This is a genomic window from Gordonia sp. GN26 (genome assembly GCF_054823965.1).
In genome coordinates, this window is the sequence record NZ_JSYC01000064.1 from 1 (window position 1) to 26654 (window position 26654).

25 protein-coding genes are annotated in these 26654 nt (G+C 67.8%); 15 read left to right on the forward strand and 10 right to left on the reverse strand.

The window, feature by feature from the left end; genetic code table 11:
* Window positions 1-78: 78 nt before the first annotated feature.
* Both OK17_RS14415 and OK17_RS14420 read right to left on the reverse strand, forming a co-directional pair.
* Entirely contained in the window at window positions 79-1611 is a 1533-nt protein-coding gene (locus OK17_RS14415; protein WP_232716901.1) for a catalase, read from the reverse strand.
* Between the two features lie 101 nt (window positions 1612-1712).
* On the reverse strand, window positions 1713-2897 hold the full coding sequence (locus tag OK17_RS14420; RefSeq protein ID WP_232716902.1) for a CaiB/BaiF CoA transferase family protein: 1185 nt from the start codon (window positions 2895-2897) through the stop codon (window positions 1713-1715).
* A gap of 121 nt (window positions 2898-3018) precedes the next feature.
* Here OK17_RS14420 and OK17_RS14425 point away from each other — a divergent pair, with 121 nt between their 5' ends.
* Window positions 3019-3648, forward strand: coding sequence for a TetR/AcrR family transcriptional regulator (locus OK17_RS14425; protein ID WP_461417856.1), 630 nt, complete (start codon window positions 3019-3021; stop codon window positions 3646-3648).
* The gene (locus OK17_RS14430; protein ID WP_461417857.1) at window positions 3645-5036 is read left to right on the forward strand and encodes a DJ-1/PfpI family protein; all 1392 of its coding nucleotides are present in this window, start codon (window positions 3645-3647) and stop codon (window positions 5034-5036) included. The genes OK17_RS14425 and OK17_RS14430 overlap by 4 nt, the downstream gene beginning before the upstream one ends.
* Here the strand turns inward: OK17_RS14430 and OK17_RS14435 are convergent.
* On the reverse strand, window positions 5031-6722 hold the full coding sequence (locus OK17_RS14435; RefSeq protein ID WP_461417858.1) for an MDR family MFS transporter: 1692 nt from the start codon (window positions 6720-6722) through the stop codon (window positions 5031-5033). The two genes, OK17_RS14430 and OK17_RS14435, sit on opposite strands and share 6 nt — an antisense overlap.
* Window positions 6723-6982: 260 nt before the next feature.
* Window positions 6983-7495 carry a MarR family winged helix-turn-helix transcriptional regulator gene (locus OK17_RS14440; protein ID WP_461417859.1) on the reverse strand — a complete coding sequence of 171 codons (513 nt, stop codon included), beginning with the start codon at window positions 7493-7495 and terminating at the stop codon, window positions 6983-6985.
* Between the two features lie 166 nt (window positions 7496-7661).
* On the opposite strand from OK17_RS14440, the gene OK17_RS14445 reads away from it, so the two are divergent.
* Window positions 7662-8078 carry a DUF5313 domain-containing protein gene (locus OK17_RS14445; protein ID WP_461417860.1) on the forward strand — a complete coding sequence of 139 codons (417 nt, stop codon included), beginning with the start codon at window positions 7662-7664 and terminating at the stop codon, window positions 8076-8078.
* A 677-nt stretch (window positions 8079-8755) separates the two neighbouring features.
* A complete protein-coding gene (locus OK17_RS14450) occupies window positions 8756-10363 on the forward strand; it encodes a GMC oxidoreductase (RefSeq protein WP_461417861.1) in 1608 nt (535 codons plus the stop codon).
* Between the two features lie 201 nt (window positions 10364-10564).
* On the opposite strand, the gene OK17_RS14455 is transcribed toward OK17_RS14450, so the two are convergent.
* Window positions 10565-11203, reverse strand: a complete 639-nt coding sequence (locus tag OK17_RS14455; protein WP_461417862.1) for a TetR/AcrR family transcriptional regulator — start codon at window positions 11201-11203, stop codon at window positions 10565-10567.
* A 207-nt stretch (window positions 11204-11410) separates the two neighbouring features.
* Between OK17_RS14455 and OK17_RS14460 the strand changes: the two genes are divergently transcribed.
* Complete coding sequence (locus tag OK17_RS14460; protein WP_461417863.1) at window positions 11411-13432, forward strand: OPT family oligopeptide transporter; 2022 nt, start codon at window positions 11411-11413, stop codon at window positions 13430-13432.
* Window positions 13433-13457: 25 nt separating this feature from the next.
* On the opposite strand, the gene OK17_RS14465 is transcribed toward OK17_RS14460, so the two are convergent.
* Window positions 13458-14780: an aspartate aminotransferase family protein gene (locus OK17_RS14465; RefSeq protein ID WP_461417864.1), complete on the reverse strand. Its 1323-nt coding sequence runs from the start codon at window positions 14778-14780 to the stop codon at window positions 13458-13460.
* Between the two features lie 134 nt (window positions 14781-14914).
* Between OK17_RS14465 and OK17_RS14470 the strand changes: the two genes are divergently transcribed.
* Window positions 14915-15532, forward strand: coding sequence for a maleylpyruvate isomerase family mycothiol-dependent enzyme (locus OK17_RS14470; RefSeq protein WP_461417866.1), 618 nt, complete (start codon window positions 14915-14917; stop codon window positions 15530-15532).
* Between the two features lie 4 nt (window positions 15533-15536).
* On the opposite strand, the gene OK17_RS14475 is transcribed toward OK17_RS14470, so the two are convergent.
* Window positions 15537-16106 carry a type 1 glutamine amidotransferase domain-containing protein gene (locus OK17_RS14475; RefSeq protein WP_461417867.1) on the reverse strand — a complete coding sequence of 190 codons (570 nt, stop codon included), beginning with the start codon at window positions 16104-16106 and terminating at the stop codon, window positions 15537-15539.
* 224 nt (window positions 16107-16330) lie between these two features.
* On the opposite strand from OK17_RS14475, the gene OK17_RS14480 reads away from it, so the two are divergent.
* Window positions 16331-17398 carry an alpha/beta hydrolase gene (locus tag OK17_RS14480; protein WP_461417868.1) on the forward strand — a complete coding sequence of 356 codons (1068 nt, stop codon included), beginning with the start codon at window positions 16331-16333 and terminating at the stop codon, window positions 17396-17398.
* Here OK17_RS14480 and OK17_RS14485 read toward each other — a convergent pair.
* Complete coding sequence (locus OK17_RS14485) at window positions 17395-18531, reverse strand: hypothetical protein (protein ID WP_461417869.1); 1137 nt, start codon at window positions 18529-18531, stop codon at window positions 17395-17397. The genes OK17_RS14480 and OK17_RS14485 overlap by 4 nt on opposite strands.
* 4 nt (window positions 18532-18535) lie before the next feature.
* Complete coding sequence (locus OK17_RS14490) at window positions 18536-19669, reverse strand: phosphotransferase family protein (protein ID WP_461417870.1); 1134 nt, start codon at window positions 19667-19669, stop codon at window positions 18536-18538.
* Window positions 19670-19773: 104 nt separating this feature from the next.
* Here OK17_RS14490 and OK17_RS14495 point away from each other — a divergent pair, with 104 nt between their 5' ends.
* From OK17_RS14495 to OK17_RS14505, 3 genes are read left to right on the forward strand one after another with little or no spacing between them, the layout of a single operon-like run.
* Window positions 19774-20406: a TetR/AcrR family transcriptional regulator gene (locus tag OK17_RS14495; protein ID WP_461417872.1), complete on the forward strand. Its 633-nt coding sequence runs from the start codon at window positions 19774-19776 to the stop codon at window positions 20404-20406.
* Between the two features lie 58 nt (window positions 20407-20464).
* Window positions 20465-20905, forward strand: a complete 441-nt coding sequence (locus tag OK17_RS14500) for a CoA-binding protein (RefSeq protein WP_280072652.1) — start codon at window positions 20465-20467, stop codon at window positions 20903-20905.
* A gap of 18 nt (window positions 20906-20923) precedes the next feature.
* Window positions 20924-21697, forward strand: a complete 774-nt coding sequence (locus tag OK17_RS14505) for a hypothetical protein (RefSeq protein ID WP_232716923.1) — start codon at window positions 20924-20926, stop codon at window positions 21695-21697.
* A 10-nt stretch (window positions 21698-21707) separates the two neighbouring features.
* Here OK17_RS14505 and OK17_RS14510 read toward each other — a convergent pair whose 3' ends face one another.
* A complete protein-coding gene (locus tag OK17_RS14510) occupies window positions 21708-22586 on the reverse strand; it encodes a LysR family transcriptional regulator (protein WP_461417873.1) in 879 nt (292 codons plus the stop codon).
* Between the two features lie 97 nt (window positions 22587-22683).
* On the opposite strand from OK17_RS14510, the gene OK17_RS14515 reads away from it, so the two are divergent.
* The 5 genes from OK17_RS14515 to OK17_RS14535 all read left to right on the forward strand — a co-directional run bounded on the left by OK17_RS14515 (window position 22684) and on the right by OK17_RS14535 (window position 26560).
* The gene (locus OK17_RS14515) at window positions 22684-23052 is read left to right on the forward strand and encodes a YybH family protein (RefSeq protein WP_461417874.1); all 369 of its coding nucleotides are present in this window, start codon (window positions 22684-22686) and stop codon (window positions 23050-23052) included.
* Window positions 23053-23166: 114 nt separating this feature from the next.
* The gene (locus OK17_RS14520) at window positions 23167-24561 is read left to right on the forward strand and encodes a phosphotransferase family protein (RefSeq protein WP_461417875.1); all 1395 of its coding nucleotides are present in this window, start codon (window positions 23167-23169) and stop codon (window positions 24559-24561) included.
* A gap of 32 nt (window positions 24562-24593) precedes the next feature.
* Complete coding sequence (locus OK17_RS14525) at window positions 24594-25865, forward strand: acyl-CoA dehydrogenase family protein (RefSeq protein WP_232716927.1); 1272 nt, start codon at window positions 24594-24596, stop codon at window positions 25863-25865.
* 58 nt (window positions 25866-25923) lie between these two features.
* Window positions 25924-26400 (forward strand): hypothetical protein, encoded by a 477-nt coding sequence (locus OK17_RS14530; protein ID WP_232716928.1) that lies wholly within the window; start codon window positions 25924-25926, stop codon window positions 26398-26400.
* A gap of 7 nt (window positions 26401-26407) precedes the next feature.
* Window positions 26408-26560, forward strand: a complete 153-nt coding sequence (locus OK17_RS14535; protein WP_232716929.1) for a hypothetical protein — start codon at window positions 26408-26410, stop codon at window positions 26558-26560.
* Window positions 26561-26654 lie beyond the last annotated feature (94 nt).

Here is a 26654-nt window from a genome sequence, read left to right on the forward strand (position 1 = left end):
ATTGCTCCTCGCACCTCAGGGAGCGAGGGGGCGTGCTACCGCTCCTCGCGCCGCAGGGAGCGGGGAGGAGCGGTGAGGTCAGGGCTTCTCGGCCTTCGCCTTCTCCTGCATCGACGACCGGGCCGGGTTGGCCTGGTCATCCGCCTTGGGGTCGGACTCGTCCTTCTTCTCGGTCACGCCCGACTTGATGCGGGCACCGATGTCGGGATCGACGCGGTGCCAGTACTCGAACGCGCGCTGCAGCACGGGTTCGGAGACACCGTTGAGGAGATGGCCGACGACGTTGTCGACGAACCGCTCTCGTGCGGCGTCGTCGAACACCTCGCGGACCAGCGTGCCCGCCTGACCCCAGTCGTCGTCTTCCGGATGGTCGACGTAGGCGCTGCGGAGGATCTCACCGTTGGCGGCCCACTGTGGTTCGCCCTGACCGGGATACAGCGCCGACGGCCCGCCCTTGGAGTTGGGCGCGTAGACCGGGTCGGTGACGTTGTGGATGCGCATCGCGCCGTCCTTGGAGTACGAGTGGACCTCGTTCTTCGGCGCGTTGACCGGGATCTGCTTGTAGTTGCCGCCGAGACGGTGCCGGTGGGCGTCGGCGTAGGAGAAGACGCGTCCCAACAACATCCGGTCGGGGCTGAAGCCGATACCGGGGACGACGTTGTTCGGCTCGAAGGCGACCTGCTCGATCTGCGTGTGGTGATCGACCGGGTTGGTGTGCAGCGTCATCTTGCCGACGTCGATCAGCGGGTAGTCGCCGTGCGGCCACACCTTGGTCAGGTCGAACGGGTTGAAACGGTAGTTCACCGCGTCGTCGAACGGCATGAGCTGGACCTTCAGAGTCCAGCTCGGATGGTTGCCGTCGGCGATGTTCTCGAACAGGTCCCGGGTGTGGAAATCGGTGTCGGCAGCGGCCATCTGGTCGGCTTCGTGCTGCGTCAGGTGTTCCACGCCCTGGTCGGACTTGAAATGGTATTTGACCCAGTGCTTCACACCTTCGGCGTTGACCCACAGGTAGGTGTGCGAGCTGTAGCCGTTCATGTGGCGCCACGTCTTCGGGATGCCGCGATCACCCATCAACCAGGTGACCTGGTGGGCGGACTCCGGCGACAGCGTCCAGAAGTCCCACTGCATGTCGTGGTCGCGAAGGTTGTTGTCCTGCCGACGTTTCTGGGAACGGATGAAGTGCTGGAACTTCATCGGGTCCTTCACGAAGAAGATCGGCGTGTTGTTGCCGACCATGTCGTAGATGCCCTCGGACGTGTAGAACTTCAGCGCGAAACCGCGCGGGTCACGCCAGGTGTCGGGGCTGCCGCGTTCGCCGGCCACCGTCGAGAACCGTGCCACCATCTCCGTCTTCACGCCGGGTTGGAACAGTGCGGCGCTGGTGTAGGCCGAAACGTCCTCGGTGGTCTCGAACGTCCCGAAAGCGCCGCTGCCCTTGGCATGTGGCTGTCGTTCGGGGATTCGTTCGCGGTTGAACTGGGCCATCTGCTCGATGAGGTAATGATCGTGCAGGACGATCGGTCCTCCGGCGCCCACCGTCAGAGAGTGTTCGTCACTCCCGGCCGGCGCACCCGAGTCCCGGGTTGTGTAGAGCGAATCGTCGGACATATCGCCTCCAAGAGGTCGTCGTATCCGTGCATGAAAAAGCGTGACCCGAGGGCTGCAGGTCTGCCCCGCCGATCCTACGCCGAGCCGACCACCCGTCAGGGCTACTCGCCCGTGGCGATGCCGAACTCGCGGAGCACCGCTTCGGTGTGTTCGCCCAGTGCGGGTACCGGACCCATCGCGAGTTCGATGTCGTCGAAGGTCATCGGCGGCAGCACGGCTTTGATCGGACCGACCTCGGTGTCGACGTCGCGCCAGCGGTCGCGTTCGCTGAGTTGGGGATGCTCCACCACGGCCTCGAGGTCGCGGATCTCGGCGGCGGGCACACCCGCGTCGGCGAGACGGCGGTCGAGTTCCGCGGTGGTGAACCGTTTGGTCTCTGCCGCGATGATGGCGTCGACCTCCGCCCGGCGCGAGACGCGGTCGATGTTGGTCTTGTACCGGGGGTCCTCGGCGAGGTCGGGCCGTTCGAGTACGACGCGGGTCAGCGTGTCCCACCCGCGGTCGTTCTGGACTCCGATGAGGATGGTCCCGTCCTGGGTGGGGTACTTGTCGTACGGCACGATCGCCGCGTGGCCGAGGCCGACGCGGGCGATCTGTTTGCCGCCGTAGAGCCGCATGTACATCGCGTGACCCATCCACTCGACCGTGGCGTCGAACATCGACACCGCCACCCGTGCACCGACCCCGGTGGTGGCGCGGCGGAACAGTGCCGACAGCACCGAGGTGAGGGCGTACATCCCGGCGGCGATGTCGGAGGACGGGATGCCGGTCTTGGTCATGTCCTCGGGCGTTCCGGTCACCGAGATCAGCCCGGTCTCGGCCTGGACGAGCATGTCGTAGGCCTTGCGGTCGCGGAACGGGCCGGCGTCGCCGTATCCGGACATGTCGACGACGATCAGCTCCGGATGATCGGCGCGCAGCACGTCGGCGCCGAGTCCGAGGCGGGCGGCGGCGCCGGGTGCCAGGTTCTGCAGGAAGACGTCGGCCCCCGCGATCAGGGTCTTGATCGCGTCGCGGCCGGCCTCGCTCTTCAGGTCGAGTTCGACCGATTCCTTGCCGCGGTTCAGCCAGACGAAATGCGTACCCGCGCCGCCGCGTACGGCCGAGTCGTACTGCCGGGCGAAGTCCCCTTCACCCACGCGTTCGACCTTGATGACCCGCGCGCCCAGGTCCGCCAGATGCCGGGTGGCCAGGGGAGCGGCGACGGCCTGCTCGAGTGCGACGACGGTTATCCCCTCCAGCGGCAGCAGGGCTGAGTCCGACGGGGGCGACTGGTCCGATTTCACCGGCCAAGGATCCCCTGCGGTCGCCGGGTTCGTCAACGCGACCGGAAATAACCCGAACATAGGTGTTCGAGTTGTGTTAACTTGAACACATCTGTTCGAGATACTCGGTGAAGGAGCCGTCATGGCCGAGACCCCGACACGTACCCAGCGTGCGGACGCCCGCCGGAACGTCGAGGCGATCCTCGACGCCGCAGTCCGCGTACTCGCCCGCGATCCCGATGCCTCGGTCGCCGTCATCGCCAGGGAGGCCGGCGTCGGACGCGTGACCCTGTACGGGCATTTCCAGAACCGCGTCGCGCTGCTGTCAGCCGTCGTCGACCGTGCACTGAACGAGACCACCGCGGCAATCACCGGGGCACGCCTCGACGAGGACGAACCGTTCGATGCCCTGGCCCGGCTCGTCGTCGCCACGTGGTCGGTGACCCACCGTCATGGCGCACTCGTCGTCGCGGCTCAGCGGTCGCTGCCGCAGGATGCGCTGACGTCGGCCCACGCCGCACCGATGGCCGCAGCGGAGACGCTGTTCGAGCGGGGGCAGAGATCGGGTGCATTCCGCGACGACATCGCCGCCGCGTGGCTGGTCACCCTGCTGCACAACGTGACCCACGGTGCGTCGACCGCGGTGCACGACGGCCGGCTCGATGCCGTCGAGGCGCCGCGGCTGATATTCGCGACGATGGCCGGGACCGTCACCCCGCCCGGGACGCCGGTTCCGACGGCAGTCGATCAGGCAGTCGGGGGTATGTCGTGAGCGCCGGTCCGCGAGGGGTGGTCCGGCGTTCGGTGGGTGTGGCGGCCTGGACCGCGGTCACGCTTCTGGTGGCGGCAGGCGTGTTGGTGGCGGTGGGCCTGCCGTCGGCGAAACATGCTGCATCACAGGTGTACCCGGAACCGGCCGTCCTACCCGCCGCGGCTGTGTCGATGGCCTCGGAGCGGGCGCCGGAGTTCCGTCCCGACCGCCCGACTGTCGCGATCCTGCTGGCCGCGGAGGGAACGAACGTCGCCGATTCGCTCGCGCCCTATGAGGTCTTCGCCCGGTCCGGTGCGGTGAACGTCTTCCTGGTCGCCGAGAAGTCAGAGCCCATCACACTCGGCGGCGGGCTGACAGTGCTGCCCCAGCACACGTTCGCCGAGATCGACACGATGACCGGCGGCGGACCCGACGTCGTCGTCGTGCCACAGCTGCACGGGAACGTAGACGACGAGATGCGCTGGGTCACAAGGGTCTTCGAGCGAGAACCGAAGTCGACGGTGATGAGTGTCTGTGTCGGGGCGGAATACCTCGCCGAGGCCGGATTGCTCGACGGGCGACGGGCAACCGCGCACTGGCTCAAACTGATCGGTTTGCGCCGCGATCATCGACAGGTCGACTGGGTCGACGACGTGCGGTTCGTCGAGGACGGGCGCATCATGACCACGGCGGGCGTGCTCTCCGGGATCGACGGTGCGATGCGCGTGCTAGAACGCCTCGGCGCCGGTGACCAGGTGCGTCGGATCGCCGACGAGATCCATTGGAACGGATACGGTTCGGGCACACCGGTGGAGATCGACGCGGCGGGGCCGGGTCCCGCTGATCTCCCGTTCGCCCTGAGCGCCGCCTATCGATGGGACCGCCCGCACAACAACGTGTTCGTGACCGACGGGGTGGGTGAGATCGAATTGGCCTCCACGTATCGGCCGTACACCGAGCTGTCCTGGCTCGCAACGATGACCACGACGACCGTCGACGGGCAGCCCGTCGTCTCGCAACACGGTGTCACCGTGGTGCCCGCGGAGGCGGCGGACAAGGCCGGGCAGGTGGACCGAATGCTCGTGCCCGGCGGCGAGGCCGCCCGCACGCGGATCGCCGAGGCCGCGCCGTCCGGGCCCGACCCGACGTACCTGCACTCCGGCGACCGTTTCGCCTTCGACCCGGTCATCGACGACATCGCGGTCCACTACGACCGAGCGACGGCGACCTGGGTGGCCAAGAGTCTGCAGTATCCGGTGGACGATCCGGGGTCCGGTCGAGACGGGGTGTCGTCGTGGCCCTGGGCCCAGACGGCGATCGCGGCCGCCTTGGTGGCGGCCGCGATCGGTCTCGTTCAGTTGTCCCGCGTCACGATCGGCGCTGCGCGTCGTCGCGGGTGGGGGTCATGACCTGCGGTCGACGGGGTCCGCTGCCGGGTCGGCGAGCGCCCGCCGGTCGAGGTCGGTGTCGACCCCGGTGCCGTCGACCGTCTCGCCGGCGACGACCTGTGCGAACTCCTCGTCGGTCGGCGCCACGGTCGCCTGCGCGGCGAGTCGCTGCTCTTCACCGGTCAGGGTGTTGAGGGCGACCTCCTTGATGAACAGGACAGCGATCGTACCGACGATCGCCATCGCCATCGAGACCAGGAAGATCCGGGCCGTGCCGTCGCCGTACGCGCCGCGGACGATCGCCGCGATGGGTGCGGGCAGTTCGTTGAGGTTCGACAGGCCCGCACCGCCGGAGCCGGACTGGGTGATGCCGATCGCACGCAGGCCCTGACCGATGAGGTCGGTGACGTGGTTCGACAACACCGCTCCGAGCACGGAGACGCCGGCGGCGCCACCGAGCGAACGGAAGAAGGTCACGGTCGAGGTGGCCGCGCCGAGGTTCTTCGGTTCCACGGTGTTCTGCACCGCGAGCACCAGGTTCTGCATGGTCATGCCCATGCCGAGTCCCAGGGCGAACAGGTAGCCGCTGAGGACCGCCATGTTGGTGTGGGCATCGATCGTCGCCAGGAGACCGAAGCCGATCGCCATCACGATGGAACCGGCGAGCAGGTAGTTCTTCCAGCGGCCGTACTTGGTGATGAGGCGTCCGGAGAGGGTCGCCGAGACCACCGAGCCGAAGACCATCGGGAGGGTCAGCAGGCCGGCCGCGGTGGGGGAGTAGCCGCGAGCGATCTGGAAGTACTGGCCCAGGAACACCGCGCCGCCGAACAGTGCCACGCCGACCGCGATGCTCGCGATGGTCGCGAGGGTGGTCGTGCGCTCCTTGAACAGGTGCAGCGGGATGATCGGGTCCTTCGCCTTGGACTCGGCCCAGATCGCGGCGGCGAGCAGTGCGAGCCCGAGTGCGACGAGACCGAACGATGTGGCTGAGACCCAGTCGAAGTTCTTGCCGGCGAGGGTGACCCAGATCAGGATGACGCTGACGCCGCCCGAGATCAGCAGGGCACCGGCGTAGTCGATGTAGACCTTGCGCCGGACGACCGGGAGGTTCAGGGTGCGCTGCACGACGACCATCGCGATGACGGCCAGCGGGACGCACACATAGAACGTCCAGCGCCAACCGAGCCAGCTCGTGTCGACGATGACGCCACCCATCAGCGGTCCGGCGACGGTTGCGATCGACATGACACCGGCGATGGCGCCCTGGTAGCGGCCGCGCTCACGCGGGCTGAACATCGATGCGATGACGATCATGACCAGCGACTGCATGCCGCCGAGGCCGAGGCCCTGGATCACGCGGAAGCCGATCAGCATCGAGACCGAGGTCGACAGACCGGCGAGCATCGAGCCGATCGTGAACACGCCGAGCGACAGCTGGACGAGGAGCTTCTTGCTGAAGACGTCGGACAGCTTGCCCCAGATCGGGGTGGCGGCCGTCGAGGCGAGGAGGGTCGCCGTGACGACCCAGGTGTACTGATCCTGGGTGCCGTGAAGCTGGGTGATGATCGTCGGCAGCGCGTTCGACACGATCGTCGCCGAGGTCAGGGCGACGAACATGCCGAGCAGCAGCCCGATCAGCGCGTTGATGCGCTGCTTGTGGGTCATGGGGGCGTCGACGGGTTCCACGACTGGTGGGGACGTTGTCATACGGGGGGTACCTCCGGGGTCGAGCGTGCGCCGTGTGGACGGAGCCGAATGGCGGCGACCACAGATCGTCGACGAAACGGGCTCGTCGACCTCGTGGACACAGGTGCCGGGAACGGGCTGGTGGAAACGGGGGTCCGGCATAGGCCGCCGCCCGTTTAGTTGAATGCTGCAACTATAGGGCGTGAAAGGTGTAACGCGCAACTAACCGAGTTATTCCCCCGGGGCTCGGGAACCCTGCGCCTGCCCGACCGTGGTCGGCGTCAGGACTCAGGGTCGACGGAGGACTCTGGCTCGACGGTCGGGTCGTTGGTCGCCTCGCCGAGTCGATGGAGCAGGCGCGTGAGGGTGCGGATGTCCTCGGGGTCCCACTGGGCCAGGCGGGCGCGCCACTCGGCGACCGCCGAGGCGAGGACGGCGTCGACCCGTTCGCGCCCGTGATCGGTCAACGTGACGACGCGGGCCCGCGCGTCACGGGGGTCGGGGTGCCGCTCGGCGAGCCCCAGGCGCACGACCGCGTCGATCTGCCGCGTGACCGTCGACTTCTCCATGCCGACGGCGCTCACCAGGTCGGACATCGGCATCGAGTTCTGGCGGGCGAGCACCGAGATGAGTGGATAGCACGACGGATCGAGGCGGGAGTCGATCTCGCGAGCACGCAGACGCGTCCGGATGCGACCGCGGCGCCAGAAGTCGGTCAGCTCGGCTTCGAGACCCCCGATGGCGTCGGGATCGATAGGACCCGGGGTTGCGACGGGGGTCGGATCCGAGCTCATGTCGCGGAGTCCTTTCGCCGAATCGCTGTGCCGAGTCGCGGTCAGACTACCGACCGCGACGTGCTCGGGCACACGCAGCCATGTCTGATTTGCCGCGCTCTGTCCGCGCCCGGACCGGTCGCGTGGAGTGTGGCCTGCGTCAACCTCTTTGGAGACGGCCTCCCCGATGGTGCACGATCGAAGAGTGAGCACGACTGAACGCACCACCCCGAACGCCGCCGAGTACGTCAAGTACTGCTACTGGGCGCCCCTGCCGAAGTCGATGACCGCCTGGGTCGAGAACGACCTCGCAGGGCCGGGGGCCTCGGCACGTATGGTCGTGCGCTGGGCGATCCCGTGCATCATCATCCTGCTCCCGATGCTCTTCGTCCCGGCGGACTGGGGCGTCAGGTTCACCATGACGGCGCCGATCCTCATCGCCTATCTCTTCTTCTCGATCGCGCTGAACCGCGTCTACCGCCGGCACCGGCTGGCCCAGCACGGGCTCAACCCCGACCTGGTCAACCGGCTCGAGCGCGAGAAGAACTCCGACCTCTACGACGAGTACCACCGCAAGTACCGCGGCGAGCAGCGTCGTCGCTGATCCCGGCTCTCACGCCGCCGGTGGGGTGACCGGCGACGTCAGCCGATAATTCCGGGGAGGCAGAGGCTACCGGTGCATTCGGGGCCGCTCCGGCCAGGTGTACGAGCCCGCCCCGCCGCCTCGTGTTGGCCTGTCGCGACAAAGGTCGAGTCGGTGCCCGGTTGCTCACTCGGCGGGGTGATCTGCTCATTCTTTTTGCAGAGTGCGGGTTGAGTGCCGGAGACCGCCACTCGGCCTGCACGTCAACGTCGACGTCCAGTGGTCGGGTCATCCCAACTGTCAACGCGGACAACGGAATCGACGCGCGTCACCCGGCCACGGCGTGCACCCCTCAGTACGCCGTGACCGAGGCGACGCATCAGGGGAGCGGGCCGGATCCGCGGCCCTGCTCGGAAAGACCGGCCCCGGTCGATCGTCTGGTGTGGGTCTGTGGTGCAGACCCGCCTGCCATCGATTCAGTCATATGACTGAGGATCTGTCAAGCCGCACAGCCCGCTGGTAAGGACAAGAGCCGAAAACCGTTGTAGCCCTTGACAGGGCTGTCTTCATGCCGAATTCTGCTTCGGGCGGCTGCATCTCGCAGGCGTCGTCTTCTCCCTCTCGCGGTCGAGAGAGCCGTGAGTTCCCTCAGTGCATGCGTGTGCGGGATCTTCTCGTGCACCGACGACAGGAGATCCATGACCGGGGCGTTACCGACCAGACGTACCTTCCTCAAGGCCGCGGCGGTCACCGCGGCCGGCGCTGCGAGCGCGGTCACTGTGTCCGCGAACGGAACTGCGGCGTCGGCGGCGCCGGCCCGCCGTGTCCGGCGCACTCGAGAAGAACACCGGGTGGTGGTCGTCGGCTCGGGTTTCGGCGGAGGCGTCTCCGCGCTCCGTCTCGCGCAGGCCGGTGTGCCGGTCCTGATGCTCGAGCGGGGCAAGCGGTGGCCGACCGGGCCGAACTCGGAGACCTTCCCGCGCGCGCTGAGCCCCGACAAGCGCATGCTGTGGCACGAGTCCACCCCGAATCTGTTCGGCAAGCCGCTGAGCGTCGAACCATATGTGGGACTGTTCGAATCGGTTGCGGGAGCGAACATGACGGCGCTGTGCCCTGCGGGGCTCGGCGGCGGATCGCTGGTCTATCAGGGCATGACATTGCAACCGAGCGAGGCGGTCTTCAACGAGCACTTCCCCAACGCTCTCGACTGGGAGCTGATGAACCGCGTGCACTATCCGCGGGTCGCGAAGATGCTCAAGGTCGCGGTCGCGCCCGACTCGGTCGTGCGGTCGCCGCAGTACCTGGCGCCGCGACAGTTCGCGAAACGGGTTCGGGCCGTGGGGCTCCCGTTGCAGAAGATTCCGATGCCCATCGACTGGGGATACGCCGAGGCGGAACTCCGCGGTGAGATGAAGCCGTCGTACACCAACGGCGACGGTGCCATCGGTGTGAACAACGGCGGCAAGCACAGCGTCGACGTCACCTACATCAAGCAGGCCGAGGCGACCGGGCTCGTGACCGTGCGGACACTGCACACCGTCCGGCAGGTCGGCAGGCGCAAGGACGGCAAGTGGTACCTCGACGTCGAACGCACCGACGAGAGCGGAAAGGTGCTGGAACACAGGGAGGTCATCACCCAGACGCTCATCATGGCGGCGGGCAGTGTGAACACCACCAAATTGCTCGTGCGCGCCCGCGAGGCGGGCACGATCACCGACCTGCCCGACGGCCTCGGTCGAGGCTGGGGGACCAACGCCGATCGCATCTACACGTGGACGAGCCCGAGCATCGATTTCGGCGCGGTGCAGGGCGGTCCGGTCGTGTACGGCAGTCCCAACTGGAGCGACCCCAAGAGTGCGTTCACCGTCATCCAGGCGTCGATCCCCCCGATGCCGGTCTCCGCCAGGACCACGATGCTGGTCGGCTTCGGCGTCAGTTCGGGACGCGGCGTCATCTCCTACGATTCGGCGGCCGGCGATGCGATCATCAAGTGGCCGCACGAAGGCGACTCGGAGATCCAGACCAAGCACATCGACGGCGCGGTCCGGAAGATCGCCGGACCCGACGCGATCCTCACCGACACCAACGCCTTCTTCCCGTCGACCTGGCATGCACTCGGCGGCGCCAACATGGGCACGGTCTGCGACCTCGAAGGGCGGGTCAAGGGGCAACCCGGTCTCTACGTTCTCGACGGTGCGCTCATGCCGGGCACCACCGCGGCCTGCAACCCATCGATGACCATCGCCGCGGTGGCCGAACGCGCGCTCGACCACATCGTCGCCGAGGACGTGGGGGTGACGGTCTGACCCTTCGTGGCTCGCTTCGCTCGCACCTCAGGGAGCGGCGGGTGGACGCTTCGCTCGCACCTCAGGGAGCGGCGGTCTTGCGTCTGAGATCCGCCCCTGGAATCCGCCCTCCAGGGTCCGCCCGTCGACACTATGTCGGCGGCGCCCCTGCACAGGGCGCATTTCCGGGGTGGTTCTCAGCAGCGGTCCACACCGCGCACCTCAGGCAGCAGTGGTCGGGGCGAGCCACATCCCGGTGAGGGCGTCGACGACGATCTCGCACTGCTGCTGCCAGGGCGTGACCGGGTGATCACGGGACTCGGCGGCGCGCTCGATGTCGGCCAGCGTGTTCACGATGATGTGGCGCGTCATGTTGTTGCGCATCTCGAGGACGGGACCGGGGAACTCCGGCAGCGCGCCGTAGAGGCCCTCGAGGATCGCCAGCAGGGGTTCGGACTCGCCCATCTTCTCGTACAGCAGGATGGTGGTCGCCGGGTCGCTGGACACATTTGCGAAGAACCGGGCGAAATAGGTCGGTGCACCGAGCCCGCCGAGATACTCGATCTCGGGGCACACCAGGCACCGGATCCAGTCGCGGACCTCCGGGTCCGACGCGATCGCGTCGAGTGCCTTCTGGCGCAGTCGATCGATGGAGGCGTTGTGTCTGTCGAGGGTGGCCCGGATCAGGTCGTCCTTGGAACCGAAGTGATGTCCGACCGCGTAGTTGTTGCCCTGACCGGCAGCTTTGCTGATCTGCCTGCTGGAGACCGCGGACACGCCGTGCAGCGCGATCAACTCCTCCGCCGCGCCGATCAGCGCCAGGCGGGTACGGGCAGACTGCTCGGTCTTCCCATCGGTCATGGGTAGATGATGCCCTACCGTGGTCGTCGTCGGGCGCCGGGATCGCGACCTGTCTCCGCCGCATTCGACGCCCGCGCCGACCTCCGCGGAGGGACCGGGTTTGCGTCGGTCAGGCCACCCGGTCCTAAGGTGGATCGACTGTACTCAAGTGAATCCGGTCCGCGTTCTCATGCGGCGGGCCGTTCACGACCTGTGTGAGGGGACCTGATGGCGACGACGCCCACGGCCACGACAAGTTTGCGAGAACTGACGTTCCGAGGGGTCATCCTCGGCGGGGTCATCACGCTCGTCTTCACCGCGGCCAACGTCTATCTCGGGCTCAAGGTCGGCCTCACCTTCGCCACCGCCATCCCGGCAGCGGTGATCTCGATGAGCATCCTGCGGTACTTCGCCAACCACTCGGTGGTGGAGAACAACATCGTCCAGACGATCGCGTCCGCGGCCGGCACGCTGTCGGCGATCATCTTCGTGATCCCCGGTCTGGTGATGATCGGGTGGTGGACGGGATTCCCGTACTGGATCACGGTCGCGGTCTGTGCGATCGGCGGCATCCTCGGCGTCATGTACTCGATCCCGCTGCGCCGGGCGCTGGTCACCGGATCGGACCTGCCCTATCCCGAAGGCGTTGCGGCAGCCGAGGTCCTGAAGGTCGGCGACTCGGCCGGCGGTGCCACGGAGAACAAGGCCGGTTTGCGCACGATCGTCATCGGTTCGATCGCGTCGGCGGGATTCGCCCTGCTGACGAAGCTGAAGGTCCTGAGCGACTCGATCGCCACGACGATCAAGATCGGCGCGGGCGGCACCCTGTTCACCGCCGGACTGTCGATGTCGCTCATCGGCATCGGGCACCTCGTGGGCGTCACCGTCGGTGTGGCGATGCTCGTCGGTCTGCTCATCTCCTACGGTGTGCTGCTGCCGATCCAGAGCCAGAACCAGGGTGAGGCCGGGGAGTCGCTCAGCGACGTGGTCTCCGGCGTCTTCGCCAACGACGTCCGACTCATCGGTGCGGGCGCCATCGCCATCGCCGCGATCTGGACCCTGATCAAGGTCATGGGACCGATCGCCCGCGGGATCAAGGGTTCACTCGCCTCGTCGCGGTCACGTCGCGAGGGCCAGACCGTGGACATCACCGAGCGCGACATCCCGTTCAACATCGTCGGCGGCAGCATTCTGGTGCTGCTCATCCCGATCGGCCTGCTGCTGTGGGACTTCGTGCACGACACCGTCCTCGAGGGCAGCGCCGCCGGGATCATCGCGGTGAGCATCGTCTTCGTCTTCGTCATCGGTCTCGCGGTGGCGGCGGTCTGCGGCTACATGGCCGGCCTCATCGGCTCGTCGAACTCCCCGATCTCCGGTGTCGGCATCCTGGTGGTCCTCATCGCCGCGATCCTCATCAAGGCGACCTTCGGTGGCGCCGACTCCTCCCAGACCGACGCCCTGATCGCCTACACGCTGTTCACGGCCGCGGTGGTCTTCGGCGTCGCGACGATCTCCAACGACAACCTGCAGGACCTCAAGACCGGTCAACTGGTCGGCGCGACCCCGTGGAAACAGCAGGTCGCATTGGTGATCGGTGTGCTCTTCGGTTCGGCCATCATCCCGCCGATCCTCGGCCTCATGTACGACGTCTTCGGCTTCGTCGGCGCCCCCGGTGCCGGCCCCGACGCACTGGCCGCACCGCAGGCGGGCCTGCTGTCCACCCTCGCCAAGGGTGTGCTCGGCGCCGATCTCAACTGGGGCCTCATCGGACTCGGCGCCCTCATCGGCGCAATCGTCATCCTCATCGACGAACTGCTGGGCCGTGCGGGCAAGTTCCGCCTGCCGCCGCTCGCGGTGGGCATGGGCATGTACCTGCCGATGTCGGTCACCCTCATCATCCCGGTGGGCGCCTTCCTCGGACACTTCTACAACCGCTGGGCCGAACGCAGCGGCGGCGCAGTCGAACACAAGAAGCGTATGGGTGTGCTGCTCGCGACCGGCCTGATCGTCGGTGAGGCACTCTTCGGTGTGGTCTTCGCGGGCATCGTCGCCGCGACCGGTGACGACTCCGTGCTGGCCATCGTCGGCGACGGCTTCGAGACCTGGGCGCAGATCCTCGGTGTCATCGTGTTCGCCGGCGTGATCGCCCTGCTCTACGACCGCATCGCCAAGCTCGCCGCCGCCAGCGGCACCGTCCCGGACACGGCTGTCGCCGGAGTCGACACCACCAAGACCGACCCCAAGGGCTGAGGCCCGAGGGGTCAGCCTCGGCGGATCAGACTGCCGCCGAGGCGCATTCGCCGATCGCGGTGTCGAGGATGTCGAGACCTGTGCGGATCTCCTCGTCGGAGGCGGTCAGCGGGGGCGCGATGCGGAAGATCCCGCCCATGCCCGGGAGCTGGACGACGTTCATGTGGAGTCCGAGCTCGAAACACCGTGCGGTCACGGCCGATCCGAGCCGGTCGGCGCCCTGCTTGGTCGCGCGGTCGGTGACGAGTTCGATGCCCTGCATGAGTCCGCGGCCGCGCACGTCGCCCACGCAGTCGTGGCGATCCTGCAGTTCGAGCAGTCCGGCGCGCAGGACCGAACCCGCCTGCGCTGCACGGATGTCGAGGCCGTCGCGCTGAAGTACGTCGAGCACGGTCACGCCGACCGCCGCCACCAACGGGTCGGACACGTGGGTGGTGAAGAAGAGGTAACCGCGGTCGTGGGCGGCCTGCTCGATCTCGGCGGTGGTGATGACCGCGGCGAGCGGTAGACCCGCACCGAGTGTCTTCGACAGGGTGAGGATGTCGGGCACGATCCCGTCGCGTTCGAAGGCGTACCAGGAACCGGTACGGCACAGTCCGGTCTGCGCCTCGTCGACGATCAGCAGCATCCCGCGTTCCTCGCATTTGCGTTTCAGCGCGGCGAAATAGCCTGCCGGCGGCTCGATCACGCCACCGGAGGAGAGGATCGGTTCGACGATGCACGCCGCCAGGGAACCGGTCGACTGGGCGTCGATGAGTTCGAAACCGAAGTCGAGCTGGCGCTGCCAGTCGAGAGTGCCGTCGGCATCGGTGAAGTCGGGACGGTAGGGGTTGGGCGTCGGCAACGCGAAGTTGCCGGGTGCGACCGGTCCGTAGCCGGTACGGCCCGCGCTGTAGGTCGAGGCGGCCGCGGCGTGGGTCATGCCGTGCCAGGACCGCGCGAAGGACACGATCTCGTGCTTGCCGGTGACGAGCTTCGCCATGCGGATCGCGGCCTCGTTGGACTCCGCGCCGGTGCTCAGCAGGAGCACCTTCTCGAGTGCGTCGGGCAGCGTCTCCGCCAGGCGGGACGAGAGTTCCAGCACCGGAGGGGAGATCATCCCGCTGAACAGATGATCGAGCTCGCCGATCTGCCGGGTGACGGTCGAGACGATGTCGGGGTGTGAATGCCCGAGGATCGCCGACATCTGCCCCGAGGTGAAGTCGAGAAGGGGTCGCCCGTCTGCGGTGTGGACCCAGCTGCCAGACGCCCGGACGATCAGCTCCGGCGAGAACTGGCCGCCGTAGCGGACGAGATTGCGGGTGTCGACGCCGGTGGTGCCGGTGATGCTGTCGGGCTGCGTGGTCATGACAGACACGGTACGAGTGACCGCGGCGCCGTGCGTACCCAGACCGGGCCATGGTGACCTCGCACACCACGCCGGCGAGACGCCGAATATCGTGTGCAATGCAGTCGGTTTCCTCCGAAGAACCAGGAGACACCATGGCAGTCGAGCAACCGTTGGATGCGGCGATCGAGGACTACCTCGCGGGCGCCGAACACTACCTGGCCCTGGTCGCGCAGGTGGGCCCGCAGCAGTGGGAGGAGCCGGGCCTGGGGGACTGGTCGGTGCGCTCCCTCGTCGGACACACGAGTCGATCCCTGATCACGGTCGCCGACTATCTCGCCGAACCCGAACCGGACGTTGTCGACATCGATTCGGTGGCAGGTTATTACGCCCGTATCCAGGGGCTGGCGTCCTCACCGGAGGTGACCGCGCGCGGCGTCGCCGCCGGAGTCGACCTCGGCGACGACCCGCTCCGGGCGGCGACCGAACGCCGGGACCGCGCGGTCGCGGCGATCACCGGGATCGAGGATCGACGGGTGGCGACCCCGTGGGGCGCAATCCTGTTGTCGCACTATCTACCGACGAGAACCTTCGAACTGGCCGTTCACGGCCTCGACATCGCCCGCGCCATCGGATCGTCGTCGACGCTGCCACGGAATGTGCTCGCCTCGGCCCTGGCCACGGCGGTGGAGGCCGCCGATCTGACCGGCCAGGGCGAGCAGGCGTTGCTGATCCTCACCGGACGCGAGCAGGGGCCGATCTCGGTGGTGTGACCCCTCAGCCGGGCACGCGGCTGTGGGCGAACTCGGCCACGATCGCGGCGTTGAATGCCGGCAGGTCGTCGGGCTTACGGCTGGTGATCAGCACGCTGTCGCCGCCTCGACACGTGACGACCTCCTCGTCGACCCAGTTGCCGCCGGCGTTGATGACGTCGGTCTTGATGCTCGGGAACGAGGTGAGGGTGCGTCCGCGCACGACGTCGGCCTCGATGAGCGTCCACGGCGCGTGACAGATCGCCGCGACGGGCTTGCCGGCCTCGAAGAAGCCGCGCACGAAACGAACCGCCGGCGACGACGCGCGCAGGAAATCGGGGTTGGCGACACCGCCCGGGAGGACCAGGGCGTCGAAGTCGGCGATGCGGGCGTCTTCGAGAGTCCGGTCGACGGGAAAGGTGTCGGCCTTGTCGAGGTGATTAAACGCCTGGATGGTGCCGGAGTCGGTGGAGACGAGCACCGGCTTCCCGCCGCAGGCCTCGATGGACTTCCAGGGTTCGGTGAGTTCCACCTGTTCGGCGCCCTCGGTGGCCACCAGGAATGCGACGGTGACGTTGTTGAGTTCTTCGGCCATGGTGTCTCCTCCTCGTATGCACAGGCGGGGTCGGGGGTGCTCCGTCGTGCGGGCTGATCGATCCGACCGCGTCTTGATCGCAGGCACACGGCGGAGGCCGCGCTGCCTGGATCGGACATACCCACCCACGCTCGGCCCCAATCGTGACGCGCGTCGGCACACCGTGTTGAATGGCCAGCGATCACGGCTCCGCGGGGGCGGATGAGGTGAAGGGGGAAGCTGTCATGGCCGGTCTCGACGGCGTCGCGAAGCTGCTGCATCTGGCTCGCGGTGGGGAGGTCGGGGAACCCCACGAAACCCCGAACACCGTGCTCGAAGACGCGCCACATCGTCAGTTGCGGCGCTACGGCAGCGTCGAGCAGCTGACGTCGGCCCGCCGGTCGTCGCAGCGGCCGGTGCTGCTCGTCCCGCCGCTGGCGGTGTCCACGGACTGCTACGACCTCGCGTTCGGACTCAGCGTGGTGGAATACCTGCTGTCGACGGGCCGGGTGCCCTACGTGCTCGACTTCGGGGACATGACCCGCGACGACCGGCACCTCGGGTTCGCCGACTTCTTCGCCGACATCGTCCCCGGCGCGATCGCTGCGACCCTGGCGGACTTCGACGAGGGGTCATCGGGCGGCGGCGGTGTGGACCTGCTCAGCTGGAGTCTCGGCGGCACCATCTCGTTCCTGACCGTCGCCGCCGACCCGGCCCTGCCGGTGCGGTCCATCACCGCGGTCGGCACCCCGCTGGACTATGACCGCGTCCCGCCGTACCCGCTGGTGAAGACGCTGATGCGGCCCCTCGGGCCCAAACCGGTGTCTCTCGCGCTGCGGGCTCTGGGCGGTATCCCGGCCCTTCTCGTGCGTACCGCCTACCGCGGTACCGCCTGGCAGCGCGAGCTCAAGAAACCCGGCTACATCATCCGCAACGCCGACGACACCGAGGCCTTGACGAGGATGAAGGCCATCGACCGCTTCCAGGACACGATGCCCGGTTACCCCGGCAAGGCGTCCGAGGAGATGTGGGAGAAGTTCATCATGCACGGCGACCTGGCCCGTGGCGTGCTGACCTTCGACGACGTCACGGTCGAGTTGTCGAAGGTCGCGGTGCCGGTGCAGCTGTTCGGCAGCCACCGCGACGCCATCGTCAGCTGGGAGGCCGCCCACCACGGCGTCGACCTGTTCACCGGGTCACCGCGCGTCGAGTTCACCACCGTGGAGACCAGCCATCTCGGGCTCATCGCCGGATCGGCCGCCGTCGAACAGACGTGGCCGCGGATCGACGAGTTCCTGTCGAGCCTGGACTAGGGGGCGACGCTCAGCCAGTCGGCGAAGCCCGACGGGTCGTGACGGCCGAGCGCGCCGTGCTCGAACAGGCCCCAACCGGTTCGGGTCGTGCCGTCGCCTTCCCGGCAGGTCGCCCGTCCGACGTGGTCGATGACGCCGAACGGCATGCGCCCGATGATCTCCGGGCTGGTCATGTCGTAGGTGAGGCGCTCGGTGAAGTCCTCACCGCGCCAGACGCCGTGGAGCCAGTCGGGATCTCCGCCGTACCCGCCGCCGACGTGGATCGGGACGGGCAGCAGTGACTCCACCTCGAACGTCACCGCTGACCCGTCCGACGCGGTGGCGGAAATGGTTGCACCGGTGGGAATCCGGGTTCCCGAGGCGTAGTGCACCGAGATCCGCGGCCAGCCGAGTTGCTCGACGCGGCCGTCCTTCCACACCCGGGAGCAGTCGTTGAGGGTGCGGAACCCGTTGGGGTCCTCCTGCACGATGAGGACGAGCTGGAAGTCGTCGAAGGCCATCGGCACGTACAGCCACCACATGCCCTCGAAGGGCGGATCTGCCGGTCGCCCTGCGGGTTCCGGTTCGCCCACCGGCCGGATGCCCCAGGACCGGTCGCGGGTCCCGACCCACGTCGACGGGTCGACCGCGATGTGTTCGCCGTCGACGGTGATGGACCCGCGCCAGGTGCCGACCTGGGCGAAGCGCTGCGCGTCGAGCGTGACCTTGGTGCCCTGCCGCATGATGTGGGGCTGCTCCAGGAGTGGGTCGAACAGGCCTTCCCAGTGCAGGTCGACGGCGATGCCCTCGGTCTCGGCGAGCGTGAGATGCAGTGTGCGCAAGGGCTCGTCGACAGACAGTCGGTACGCCCCGACATGCTGGTCGAGTCGGTTGCCGTCGATGGCGTCGGACAGGTGCACCGCGGTCTGGGTGTCGGGGCCGTCTTCCTGCCGGCGTCGGATCAGGACGAAGGCATCCTTGACCCCGAGGTTCGGGTAGTAACCGATGCCGGTGATCAGGAAGATGTTGCCGCTGCGATCGTGGGCGTTGAGATAGGCGCGGTCGTAGAAGTTGCGGTCGGAGTTCGCCGGCCAGGCGATCGGTTGCGGCAGTTGATGAATCGGGAACTCGTCGAGTGGTCCGAGACCGGACATGGGATCAGCCTTCCTCGAGCAGACGGTCGAGCAGCGGACGGTGGTAGAAGAGCGTGCCGTCGACGTCGTCGGGCCGCTCGAGTTCGCCGAAGTGCACGCGTCGGGCGCCGGTGCGCATGAAGACGCAGCACCACTGCACGGCGGCATAGACGTAGAACCAGCGCAGGTCGCCCAGTTCGGCCCCGGTCCGTTCCCGATAGGTTGCGCGGACGTCCTCCTCGCGAAGGAGGTCGGGGAGGCCGGGCAGCCCGGCCATCGTGGAGAGCTCCTGGAACACACTGTGCGCGAAGATCACCCACGCCACATCGAGCTCCCGCGGGCCGATCTTCGCCATCTCCCAGTCGAGCACGGCGGTGGGTTCGAAGTCGACGAACATCATGTTGCCCAGGCGGGAGTCGCCCCACGACAGCACGGGGTCGGCGGAGGCGGCGTCGTCGGGGAAGTTCGCGGTGAGCCACTCCAGCGCCCGCTCCACCAGGGGTGAGCGGCCGATGCCCTCGACCGACAGGTCGTACCAGTCCTGCAGCCAGGCGAGCAGTCGCGCCAGGGTCGAGTCCCCCGCGGGCAGGTCGTCGAGCAGAAAACCGAAATGCTCGGCCGCGTCGGGGATGGCGTGCAAGTCGGCGATGACGTGGACCGCGGCGTCCTGCGCACGGCGTCGATCGGCGGGAGGCGCGTCGGCAAACCAGTTGTCGCCGAACGTGTACGGCATGACGTCGGGCGGCACGTCGCCCTCCAGACGGTCCATGAGGAAGAACGGTGCGCCGAGCAGCGATCCCGTCGGCTCGAGGTGATGCACGCGCGGGACCGGGACGTCGGTCAGTTCGGCGACTTTGCGCATGACCTCGAACTGATGGTCCATCTGGTAGGTGCGGAACACGGGGATGTCGCCGGCGGCGGGCGCCATCCGCATCACCCACTCGCGGGTGTCCGAGCCCGGCCAGGTCGCGGTGACCGGGATGGTCTCCGACGACATGCCGTTGGCGTCGCCGCCGGCGGCCACCGTCACCTCCGGGGTGGTGTCGGGGGTGTCGGGTTGTTCGGCGAGCCAGGACGCGAGGACGTCCGGGACCGACGTGTTGTCTCTGCTGGAGCGTTGTAGATGGTCGATGTGTTCGACGGCGGGCTCGGTGGCCACGGGCACCCCCAGGATTCGCTACGGTGAGTAGCGTAATGACAGCAGACAGGTCGCGGCCCCGCAGCGACTTCGGCGAAATCGCGACTGCGACGAGAGTTGGTCTCATGGACGCTGGACCCGACGGAGCCGGTCTCGCCGCTGCGGGCCTCGATGGCGCGGGACCGGTCGAGACGACGGCCGGGCGGCCCCGCGACGCGCGGATCGACTCCGCGGTGCTCGACGCCGCGGCCCGACTCGTCGTCGAGGTGGGTTATCACCGCCTGACGATGGCCGCGGTCGCCGAGCGGGCGGGCACCACCAAGACGGCGCTGTATCGGCGATGGTCGGGTAAGGCCGAGCTCGTACACGACGTGGTGTTCGCGCAGATGACACGTCTACCGCCGTCGGGCGGCGAGATGGAAGCCGATCTGCGGTCGATGGTCGACGCCGCCCGAGACCTGTTCGCCCGACCGGTGACCCGTGTCGCGCTGCCCGGCCTGATCGCCGACATGTCCGCCGACCCGGCTCTCGCCGCCCGCGTCCACGCCGGTTTCGCCGCGGTGTTCGGCGGTGTGCGCGAGAGGCTGGTGGTCGCGGTCGAGCGCGGCGAGGTGCACCCCGACGTCGACCCCGACCGGCTCATCGAGGTGGTCGGCGGATCGGCGATGCTGCACGTACTCCTGCTGCGGGACCAGGAATTCGACGACGACTGGGCAGAGCGGTTGGTGGCCATCGTCCTTCACGGCGTGATGCGCTGACCTCCCCGATCACCGGTGACGTGGCGAATCGTCCGGTGTGGGCACCTACACTCACTTCATGGCTACCCCAGACTCCGCCGGCCCCCGCACGACGGACGAGATCGTCGAGAAGATCCTGTCCACCTACGACACCATCACGGTGGTCGGTGCCAGCGCCAACACGGCCAAGGCCGCCAACGAGGTACCCGCGCACATGAAGCACCTCGGGTGGCGGATCATCCCGGTCAACCCGACCGCCGACGAGATCGTCGGCGAGAAGGTGTACCGATCGCTCGCGGACATCCCCGAACAGGTCGGCCTCGTCGACGTGTTCCGTCCCGGTCCCGAATGTGCCGACGTCGCGCGCGCCGCGGTCGAGGCAGGCGCGACGGCGCTGTGGCTGCAGCTCGGAATCCGGTCCGAGGAGGCCCGCAAGATCGCCGAGGACGCCGGACTGCTCTACGTGGAGGACCGCTGCCTGATCATCGAGCAGCGGCGCACGGGCATCGTGCCCGCATGATGAGGGAGTGAGTCGACGGTGGAGTTCCTCGATGATCTGACCCATCAACGACTTCCGCTGTTCCTGCTGTTCGCCTCGTTCACGGTGACCTTCGTCGTGACGCGGGTGATCACCCGGTTGATCCGAGCCGGTAAGGGGCCGTTCAAGAACAACGTGTCGGGCGGGGTCCACGTCCACCACATGGTCCCGGGGCTCGCCCTGATGATCGTGGGCGCGTTCATCTCCGTCGGCGTGAACGGTGTCGAACCGGGTGCCTCGATCAGCGCGGTCCTGGTCGGCATCGGGGCTTCGCTGGTGCTCGATGAGTTCGCGCTCATCCTGCGTCTCCAAGACGTGTACTGGTCGAGCGAGGGCCAACTCTCCGTACAGGTGGTCGCCCTGACGGTCGCCGCCCTGGGCATGGTCATTCTCGGGTTCAACCCGTTCAATGCTGAGACCGACGTCGAGTTCGGTCCGGTCGCCTTTGCGGTGACCGCTCCGATCAACATCGCCTGTGCGATCTTCTGCGTGGTCAAGGGCAAGTATTCGACGGCGATCGTCGGCGTCTTCATCCCGATCTTCGCCTGGGCCGGTGCCATTCGTCTGGCCCGGCCGAAGTCCACCTGGGCCCGGCGTCGCTACTCGCCGGCCAAGCTGGAGAAGGCGACCGTGCGGGCGCAGCGATTCGACCATCGTTGGGGTCGCCGCGGATTGAGCATCGGTGACTGGATCGCCGGTGCACCCACCGATTCGGCGAATCCGGCCGTTCCGGAGAAGCCGACGGACGAGACCGGGGACGCGCTGGCGAGCTGAGTCCGCCGCGTCAGCCCGTATCGAGACCGAAGGTCTCGCGGACGACGTCGACGAACCGTCTTGTCGCGGGAGGCGGATCGGTCCTCCACAGGAAGCCGAGCCGAGCCCGGACGTCGACGCCCTCGACCGGCAGGCCGGCCACCCGATCGTCCGCCGCCGCGATGGATGCGCTGAGAATGCCGGTTCCCATGCCGCTGCACACCAATTCGACGATCGCGTCGGGCGACGACGCCTCGATCGCGGGCCGGATGGGACCGCCGTGCGTGACCGCGGCGTCGTCGAAGACGGTCCGGATACCCGCACCGCGCGGCAGGCAGATGAGGGACCGTTGTCGCAGATCAGCGAGCCCGATCGAGGTGCCGTACTCCTCGTCGGTCGGGATCACCGCGACGACGGGTTCGGCGATGACGGTCAGTGATTCGATGCCGCGCGGCAACTCGTCGCCGTAACCGGCCAGCGCCACGTCGAGACCGCCGTCGACGACCGAGTTGATCAACCGGTCCGATGGCGATTCCCGAAGGCTCAGAGCGATTTTCGGATGGGCGGAACCGAAGGTGCCCAGGGCGGTGAACAGCGGTGCGATGGTGCACCCCTCGACCATGCCCACCGACAGACTCCCACGGAGCAGTCCACGAACCTCCGACACCGCATCGGCCACCTCGCGTGCGGCGGCCAGCGCGGCGCGAGCCGCGGGGAGGGCGGCCTGCCCGGCATCGGTGAGACGGACCGACCGTGCGGATCGATCGAAGAGTGCTGATCCCAACTCGCGTTCGAGACTGCGGACCTGTGCGCTGATGTTGGGCTGCGTGGTGTGCACCCGCTGCGCCGCCGCGGTGAAACTCTCCTCGTCGGCGACGGCGACGAAGTACTCGAGCTGCCGCATCTCCATAACCCACGATGATACCCACCATCAAAACCATCACTTGGAATTATTCATGCTGGCGACGCACGGTGGAGGTATCCGGAAAAACCACCAGGAGGAATTCATGACCACCTACGAGACCGCCCGCACCCCCGAAGATCTCACCCGGCTCTTCGTCGAATACTCCAATGCCGGAGATGCCGACGCCGTCGCCTCGCTCTACCACGAGGATGCGGTCATGGCCTTCCCGCCAGGGCGGGTCACCCGGGGCAGGGCAGCGATCCGGGACCTCTGGGCGTCGGTCCTCGAACACCGCCCGACCTTCGTCCCCGAACCCCCGTTGCCGACGCTCGTCTTCGGCGACGACCTGGCCCTGACCTCGACTCCGCCGCGCGACGGTGCGGGTGCTCGCGCACAGGTCGTCACCCGACGCGCCGACGGAACCTGGGTACGGATCATCGATCAGCCGGAGTTCCAGACCCCGACATCCTGACGCCGGGTCGTCACCGGCTTTTTCTGACAGTGGATTCACCTTCCGTGCTAGCTTCGCTGTGTCGGGGATTACACCGGCAGAGCGGTCGATCGGTGCGTGAAGGGATGGGTCTGCGTGGGAGTGCCTGAGGCCGGCGAAGTGGCCGCACGAGTCGCCGAACGGCTCAGCACGACGCGAGGTACCCCGGTATCGGTCGGGTCCGCTCGACAACTACCTGCGGGCGCGAGTCGCGCGACCTACGCTGCGACCCTCGTCGACGCTGCCGGTACGGACGAACCGATCATCATCCGCGCCGTTCCGACCGCGGCGGACGACGGTGGGCTGGGTGCCGAAGCCGAGGTCCTACGTGCCGCCGCCGACGCCGGGGTCCCGGTGCCGGAAATCCTCGACGCCGGCCTCGAAGACGACAGCGTTCTCGGATTTCCCTATCTGGCAATGAATTTCATCGACGGCGAGTCGATCCCGCGACGGATCCTCCGGGACGACGCGTATGCCGCCGCGCGCGCCGGGTTCGTCGAACAGTGCGGCGGCATCCTGGCGCGCGTCCACCGTATCGACGCCGCACAGACGCCGGGACTCGAGGAACTGGTCGACCCGGTCGAGGCACTGCGCACGCTGTTCCCGCGCGAGTTCGACACGATGCCGGCCGGCCTTGTTCTCGCGACCCAGTGGCTCGTCGCCAACCCGCCGCCCGCGTCCCCCGGAACCTGCGTCGTGCACGGTGACTTCCGGCTGGGCAACCTCCTCGTCGACGCCGATGGTGTTGCCGCGGTACTCGATTGGGAACTGGTGCACATCGGCGATCCGGTCGAGGATCTCGGCTGGTTGTGCGCCAAGGCCTGGCGTTTCGGGGGCTCGACCCCGGTCGCCGGGATGGGTGAGCGCGCAACGCTGCTCGATGCCTATGCCGAGGTGGCCGGGTGGCGTCCCACCGAAGAAGCGCTGCGCTGGTGGGAGCTGTACGCCACGGTGAAGTGGGGTCTGATCTGCGCGGTGCAGGCGAATAGGCATCTCGACGGTGTCGAACGGTCCGTCGAACTCGCCGCGATCGGACGGCGAAGTGCCGAACAGGAATTCGACGCACTGCTCGATCTGGGGATCGTGTCGCCCGAGGTGGTCGCGGACCCGTTGGGCGTCGACACCCCTGGCCCCGACGAGGAGCCGCACGGATCCCCATCGTCGCTCGAGTTGCTCGACGCCCTCGCCGGTTTCCTCCGCTCCGACTCCGTGACCGCCGAGATGTCACCGCAGGTTCGGTTCCACACCCGCGTCGCCGGCAACGTCGTCGACGTCGTCCGGCGCCAGGTGCTGCTCGGCGCCACCCATGCCGCGGAGTCTGCGGAGCGCCTGGCCACTCTGGGCGTCACCGATCAGCGGGCCCTGTGCGACGCACTGCGGTCCGGCGAACTCGACGGCACCGACGAGAAGGTCCGCGCAGCGATCGCCGCCGATGTCCGCGCGCGGTTACTGGTCGCCAACCCGAAGTACTTCGCGGTCCCGCATCCGTGACCGCGTGACACCCGACCGAGAAGGATTCAATCGTGGACTTCGCACTGCCCGAGTCACTGAGCGACTACCTGGAGGAGCTCGACGCCTTCATCGAGGCGGAGATCAAGCCGCTCGAGCAGGCCGACGACAACATCCGGTTCTTCGATCACCGGCGTGAGGACTCGCGCACGGACTGGGAGCGCGGCGGTCTGCCGAATGCGGAATGGGAAGCGCTGCTCGGCGAGGCGCGTCGACGGGCCGACGCCGCGGGCCACTTCCGCTATCCGTTCCCCAAGGAGTTCGGCGGCCGCGACGGATCGAATCTCTCGATGGCGATCATCCGCGAGCACCTCGCATCGAAGGGGCTGGGCCTGCACTGCGATCTGCAGAACGAGCACGCCATCGTCGGCAACAACATCGGCCTGCTGCTGATGTTGGAGTACGGCACCCCCGAACAGCAGGAGGAGTGGGTCGAGGGGCTCGCCGCCGGCACCAAGTTCTTCGCGTTCGGGATCACCGAGCCCGAGCACGGTTCCGATGCGACGTACATGGAGACGACTGCGGTTCGCGACGGCGACGACTGGATCATCAACGGCGAGAAGACCTGGAACACCGGTATTCACGCCGCCCACCGCGACATCGTCTTCGCCCGCACGAGCGGCGAACCCGGTGACGCACGGGGCATCACCGCGTTCCTCGTCGACCCGCAGGCGCCGGGCTTCGCCGTCGAGGAGTACCTGTGGACGTTCAACATGCCCACCGACCACGCCCACATCAGCCTGCGCGACGTGCGGGTGCCGGATTCGGCGGTCTTCGGTGAGGAGGGTGCCGGCCTGCAGGTGGTGCAGCACTTCTTCAACGAGAACCGGATTCGGCAGGCCGCGTCGAGTCTCGGCGCCGCGCAGTATTGCGTGAACCGGGCCGTCGAGTACGCCAACGAGCGGGCGCCGTTCGGCAAGAAGCTCTCGACCAATCAGGCGATCCAGTTCCCGCTCGTCGATCTGCACACCCGCTGCGCTATGGTCCGTGCGCTCATCCGGGAGACGGCCTGGAAGATGGACACCTACGGCAACTTCGCCGCATCGGCCGAGGTCTCGATGTGCAACTACCAGGCCAACAGGTTGTGCTGCGACGCCGCCGACCAGGCCATGCAGGTGTTCGGCGGGAAGGGGTACTCGCGGCACGAACCGTTCGAACACATCTACCGTCACCACCGCCGTTACCGGATCACCGAGGGCGCCGACGAGATCCAGATGCGACGCGTCGCCGGATACCTGTTCGGTTTCATGTCGGGCAAGGCGCCCAAGGGTGTGGGCTCGGCCTGAGTAGGCTGGGCAGCATGCGAGATCGTGTGCGAACAGTGCCGAATCGGGTGATCCGGCCATGATCGCGGTCATCATCATCGTCGCGACCGTGGTGGTCGCGCTGTTCGTCCTGGGCGGGGCTGCGTGGTTCGCCTGGGACTCCGACAAGCGGGTGCGCAACTTCGCGCGGTCCACCGACCTCATCCCGGGCCGACCCGGGCGCGCACCGGAGAGCTGGACCACCGACAACAGCCGAGAAGCCCTGCTGCATCGACGTATTCGTTATGCGATCGCCGATGTGCACGCCAACCCCGCCATCCCGCTCGACGACGAACTGGTGTCGGCGCGGGACCGGCTGGACGACGCGGTGTTCGAGCTCGACGACCGCCTCATCGCGGCCGCCGGCAGCGGGGGCGACGAGGCCACCGAGGTCCTCGACCGCGCCGAATCGGCGGTCAAGGCCCTCGAAGCGTTACCCAAGAAGTTGTGGGAGGCGCCCAAGTCGGATCAACTCGCCGACCTCGACCGCGTGACGCGGGTCCTGTCCCGCGGCTGATCCTCAGATGACCGTCGGGCGCGGCGGCGGGTCGGGCTCGGGCGGTGCCGGTTGCGGATCAGGCACCGGCGGCGGTGGGGGCGTCGGGATCGGTGGTTCCGGTGGTGGTTCGGGGATCGGCTCCGGCGCCGGCATCGGATCCGGCGGCGGTGGGGGCTGAGGTACCGGCTGGTTCACGAGGACTCCTCTCGACGTGCGCGTCTGGCGTCGGAGTCCCGACGCTACGCCCGCACCGAGCGTCCGGCCACCGGCTC

Excerpts from the sequence above, each read along its gene's own strand:
- OK17_RS14465 (WP_461417864.1), bottom strand. The coding sequence starts at position 14,780 with ATGACCACGCAGCCCGACAGCATCACCGGCACCACCGGCGTCGACACC.
- OK17_RS14495 (WP_461417872.1), top strand. The coding sequence starts at position 19,774 with ATGGACGCTGGACCCGACGGAGCCGGTCTCGCCGCTGCGGGCCTCGAT.
- OK17_RS14435 (WP_461417858.1), bottom strand. The coding sequence starts at position 6,722 with ATGACAACGTCCCCACCAGTCGTGGAACCCGTCGACGCCCCCATGACC.
- OK17_RS14440 (WP_461417859.1), bottom strand. The coding sequence starts at position 7,495 with ATGAGCTCGGATCCGACCCCCGTCGCAACCCCGGGTCCTATCGATCCC.
- OK17_RS14445 (WP_461417860.1), top strand. The coding sequence starts at position 7,662 with ATGGTGCACGATCGAAGAGTGAGCACGACTGAACGCACCACCCCGAAC.
- OK17_RS14470 (WP_461417866.1), top strand. The coding sequence starts at position 14,915 with ATGGCAGTCGAGCAACCGTTGGATGCGGCGATCGAGGACTACCTCGCG.
- OK17_RS14535 (WP_232716929.1), top strand. The coding sequence starts at position 26,408 with ATGACCGTCGGGCGCGGCGGCGGGTCGGGCTCGGGCGGTGCCGGTTGC.
- OK17_RS14480 (WP_461417868.1), top strand. The coding sequence starts at position 16,331 with ATGGCCGGTCTCGACGGCGTCGCGAAGCTGCTGCATCTGGCTCGCGGT.
- OK17_RS14485 (WP_461417869.1), bottom strand. The coding sequence starts at position 18,531 with ATGTCCGGTCTCGGACCACTCGACGAGTTCCCGATTCATCAACTGCCG.
- OK17_RS14415 (WP_232716901.1), bottom strand. The coding sequence starts at position 1,611 with ATGTCCGACGATTCGCTCTACACAACCCGGGACTCGGGTGCGCCGGCC.
- OK17_RS14455 (WP_461417862.1), bottom strand. The coding sequence starts at position 11,203 with ATGACCGATGGGAAGACCGAGCAGTCTGCCCGTACCCGCCTGGCGCTG.
- OK17_RS14515 (WP_461417874.1), top strand. The coding sequence starts at position 22,684 with ATGACCACCTACGAGACCGCCCGCACCCCCGAAGATCTCACCCGGCTC.
- OK17_RS14475 (WP_461417867.1), bottom strand. The coding sequence starts at position 16,106 with ATGGCCGAAGAACTCAACAACGTCACCGTCGCATTCCTGGTGGCCACC.
- OK17_RS14460 (WP_461417863.1), top strand. The coding sequence starts at position 11,411 with ATGGCGACGACGCCCACGGCCACGACAAGTTTGCGAGAACTGACGTTC.
- OK17_RS14425 (WP_461417856.1), top strand. The coding sequence starts at position 3,019 with ATGGCCGAGACCCCGACACGTACCCAGCGTGCGGACGCCCGCCGGAAC.
- OK17_RS14500 (WP_280072652.1), top strand. The coding sequence starts at position 20,465 with ATGGCTACCCCAGACTCCGCCGGCCCCCGCACGACGGACGAGATCGTC.
- OK17_RS14510 (WP_461417873.1), bottom strand. The coding sequence starts at position 22,586 with ATGGAGATGCGGCAGCTCGAGTACTTCGTCGCCGTCGCCGACGAGGAG.
- OK17_RS14530 (WP_232716928.1), top strand. The coding sequence starts at position 25,924 with ATGATCGCGGTCATCATCATCGTCGCGACCGTGGTGGTCGCGCTGTTC.
- OK17_RS14450 (WP_461417861.1), top strand. The coding sequence starts at position 8,756 with ATGACCGGGGCGTTACCGACCAGACGTACCTTCCTCAAGGCCGCGGCG.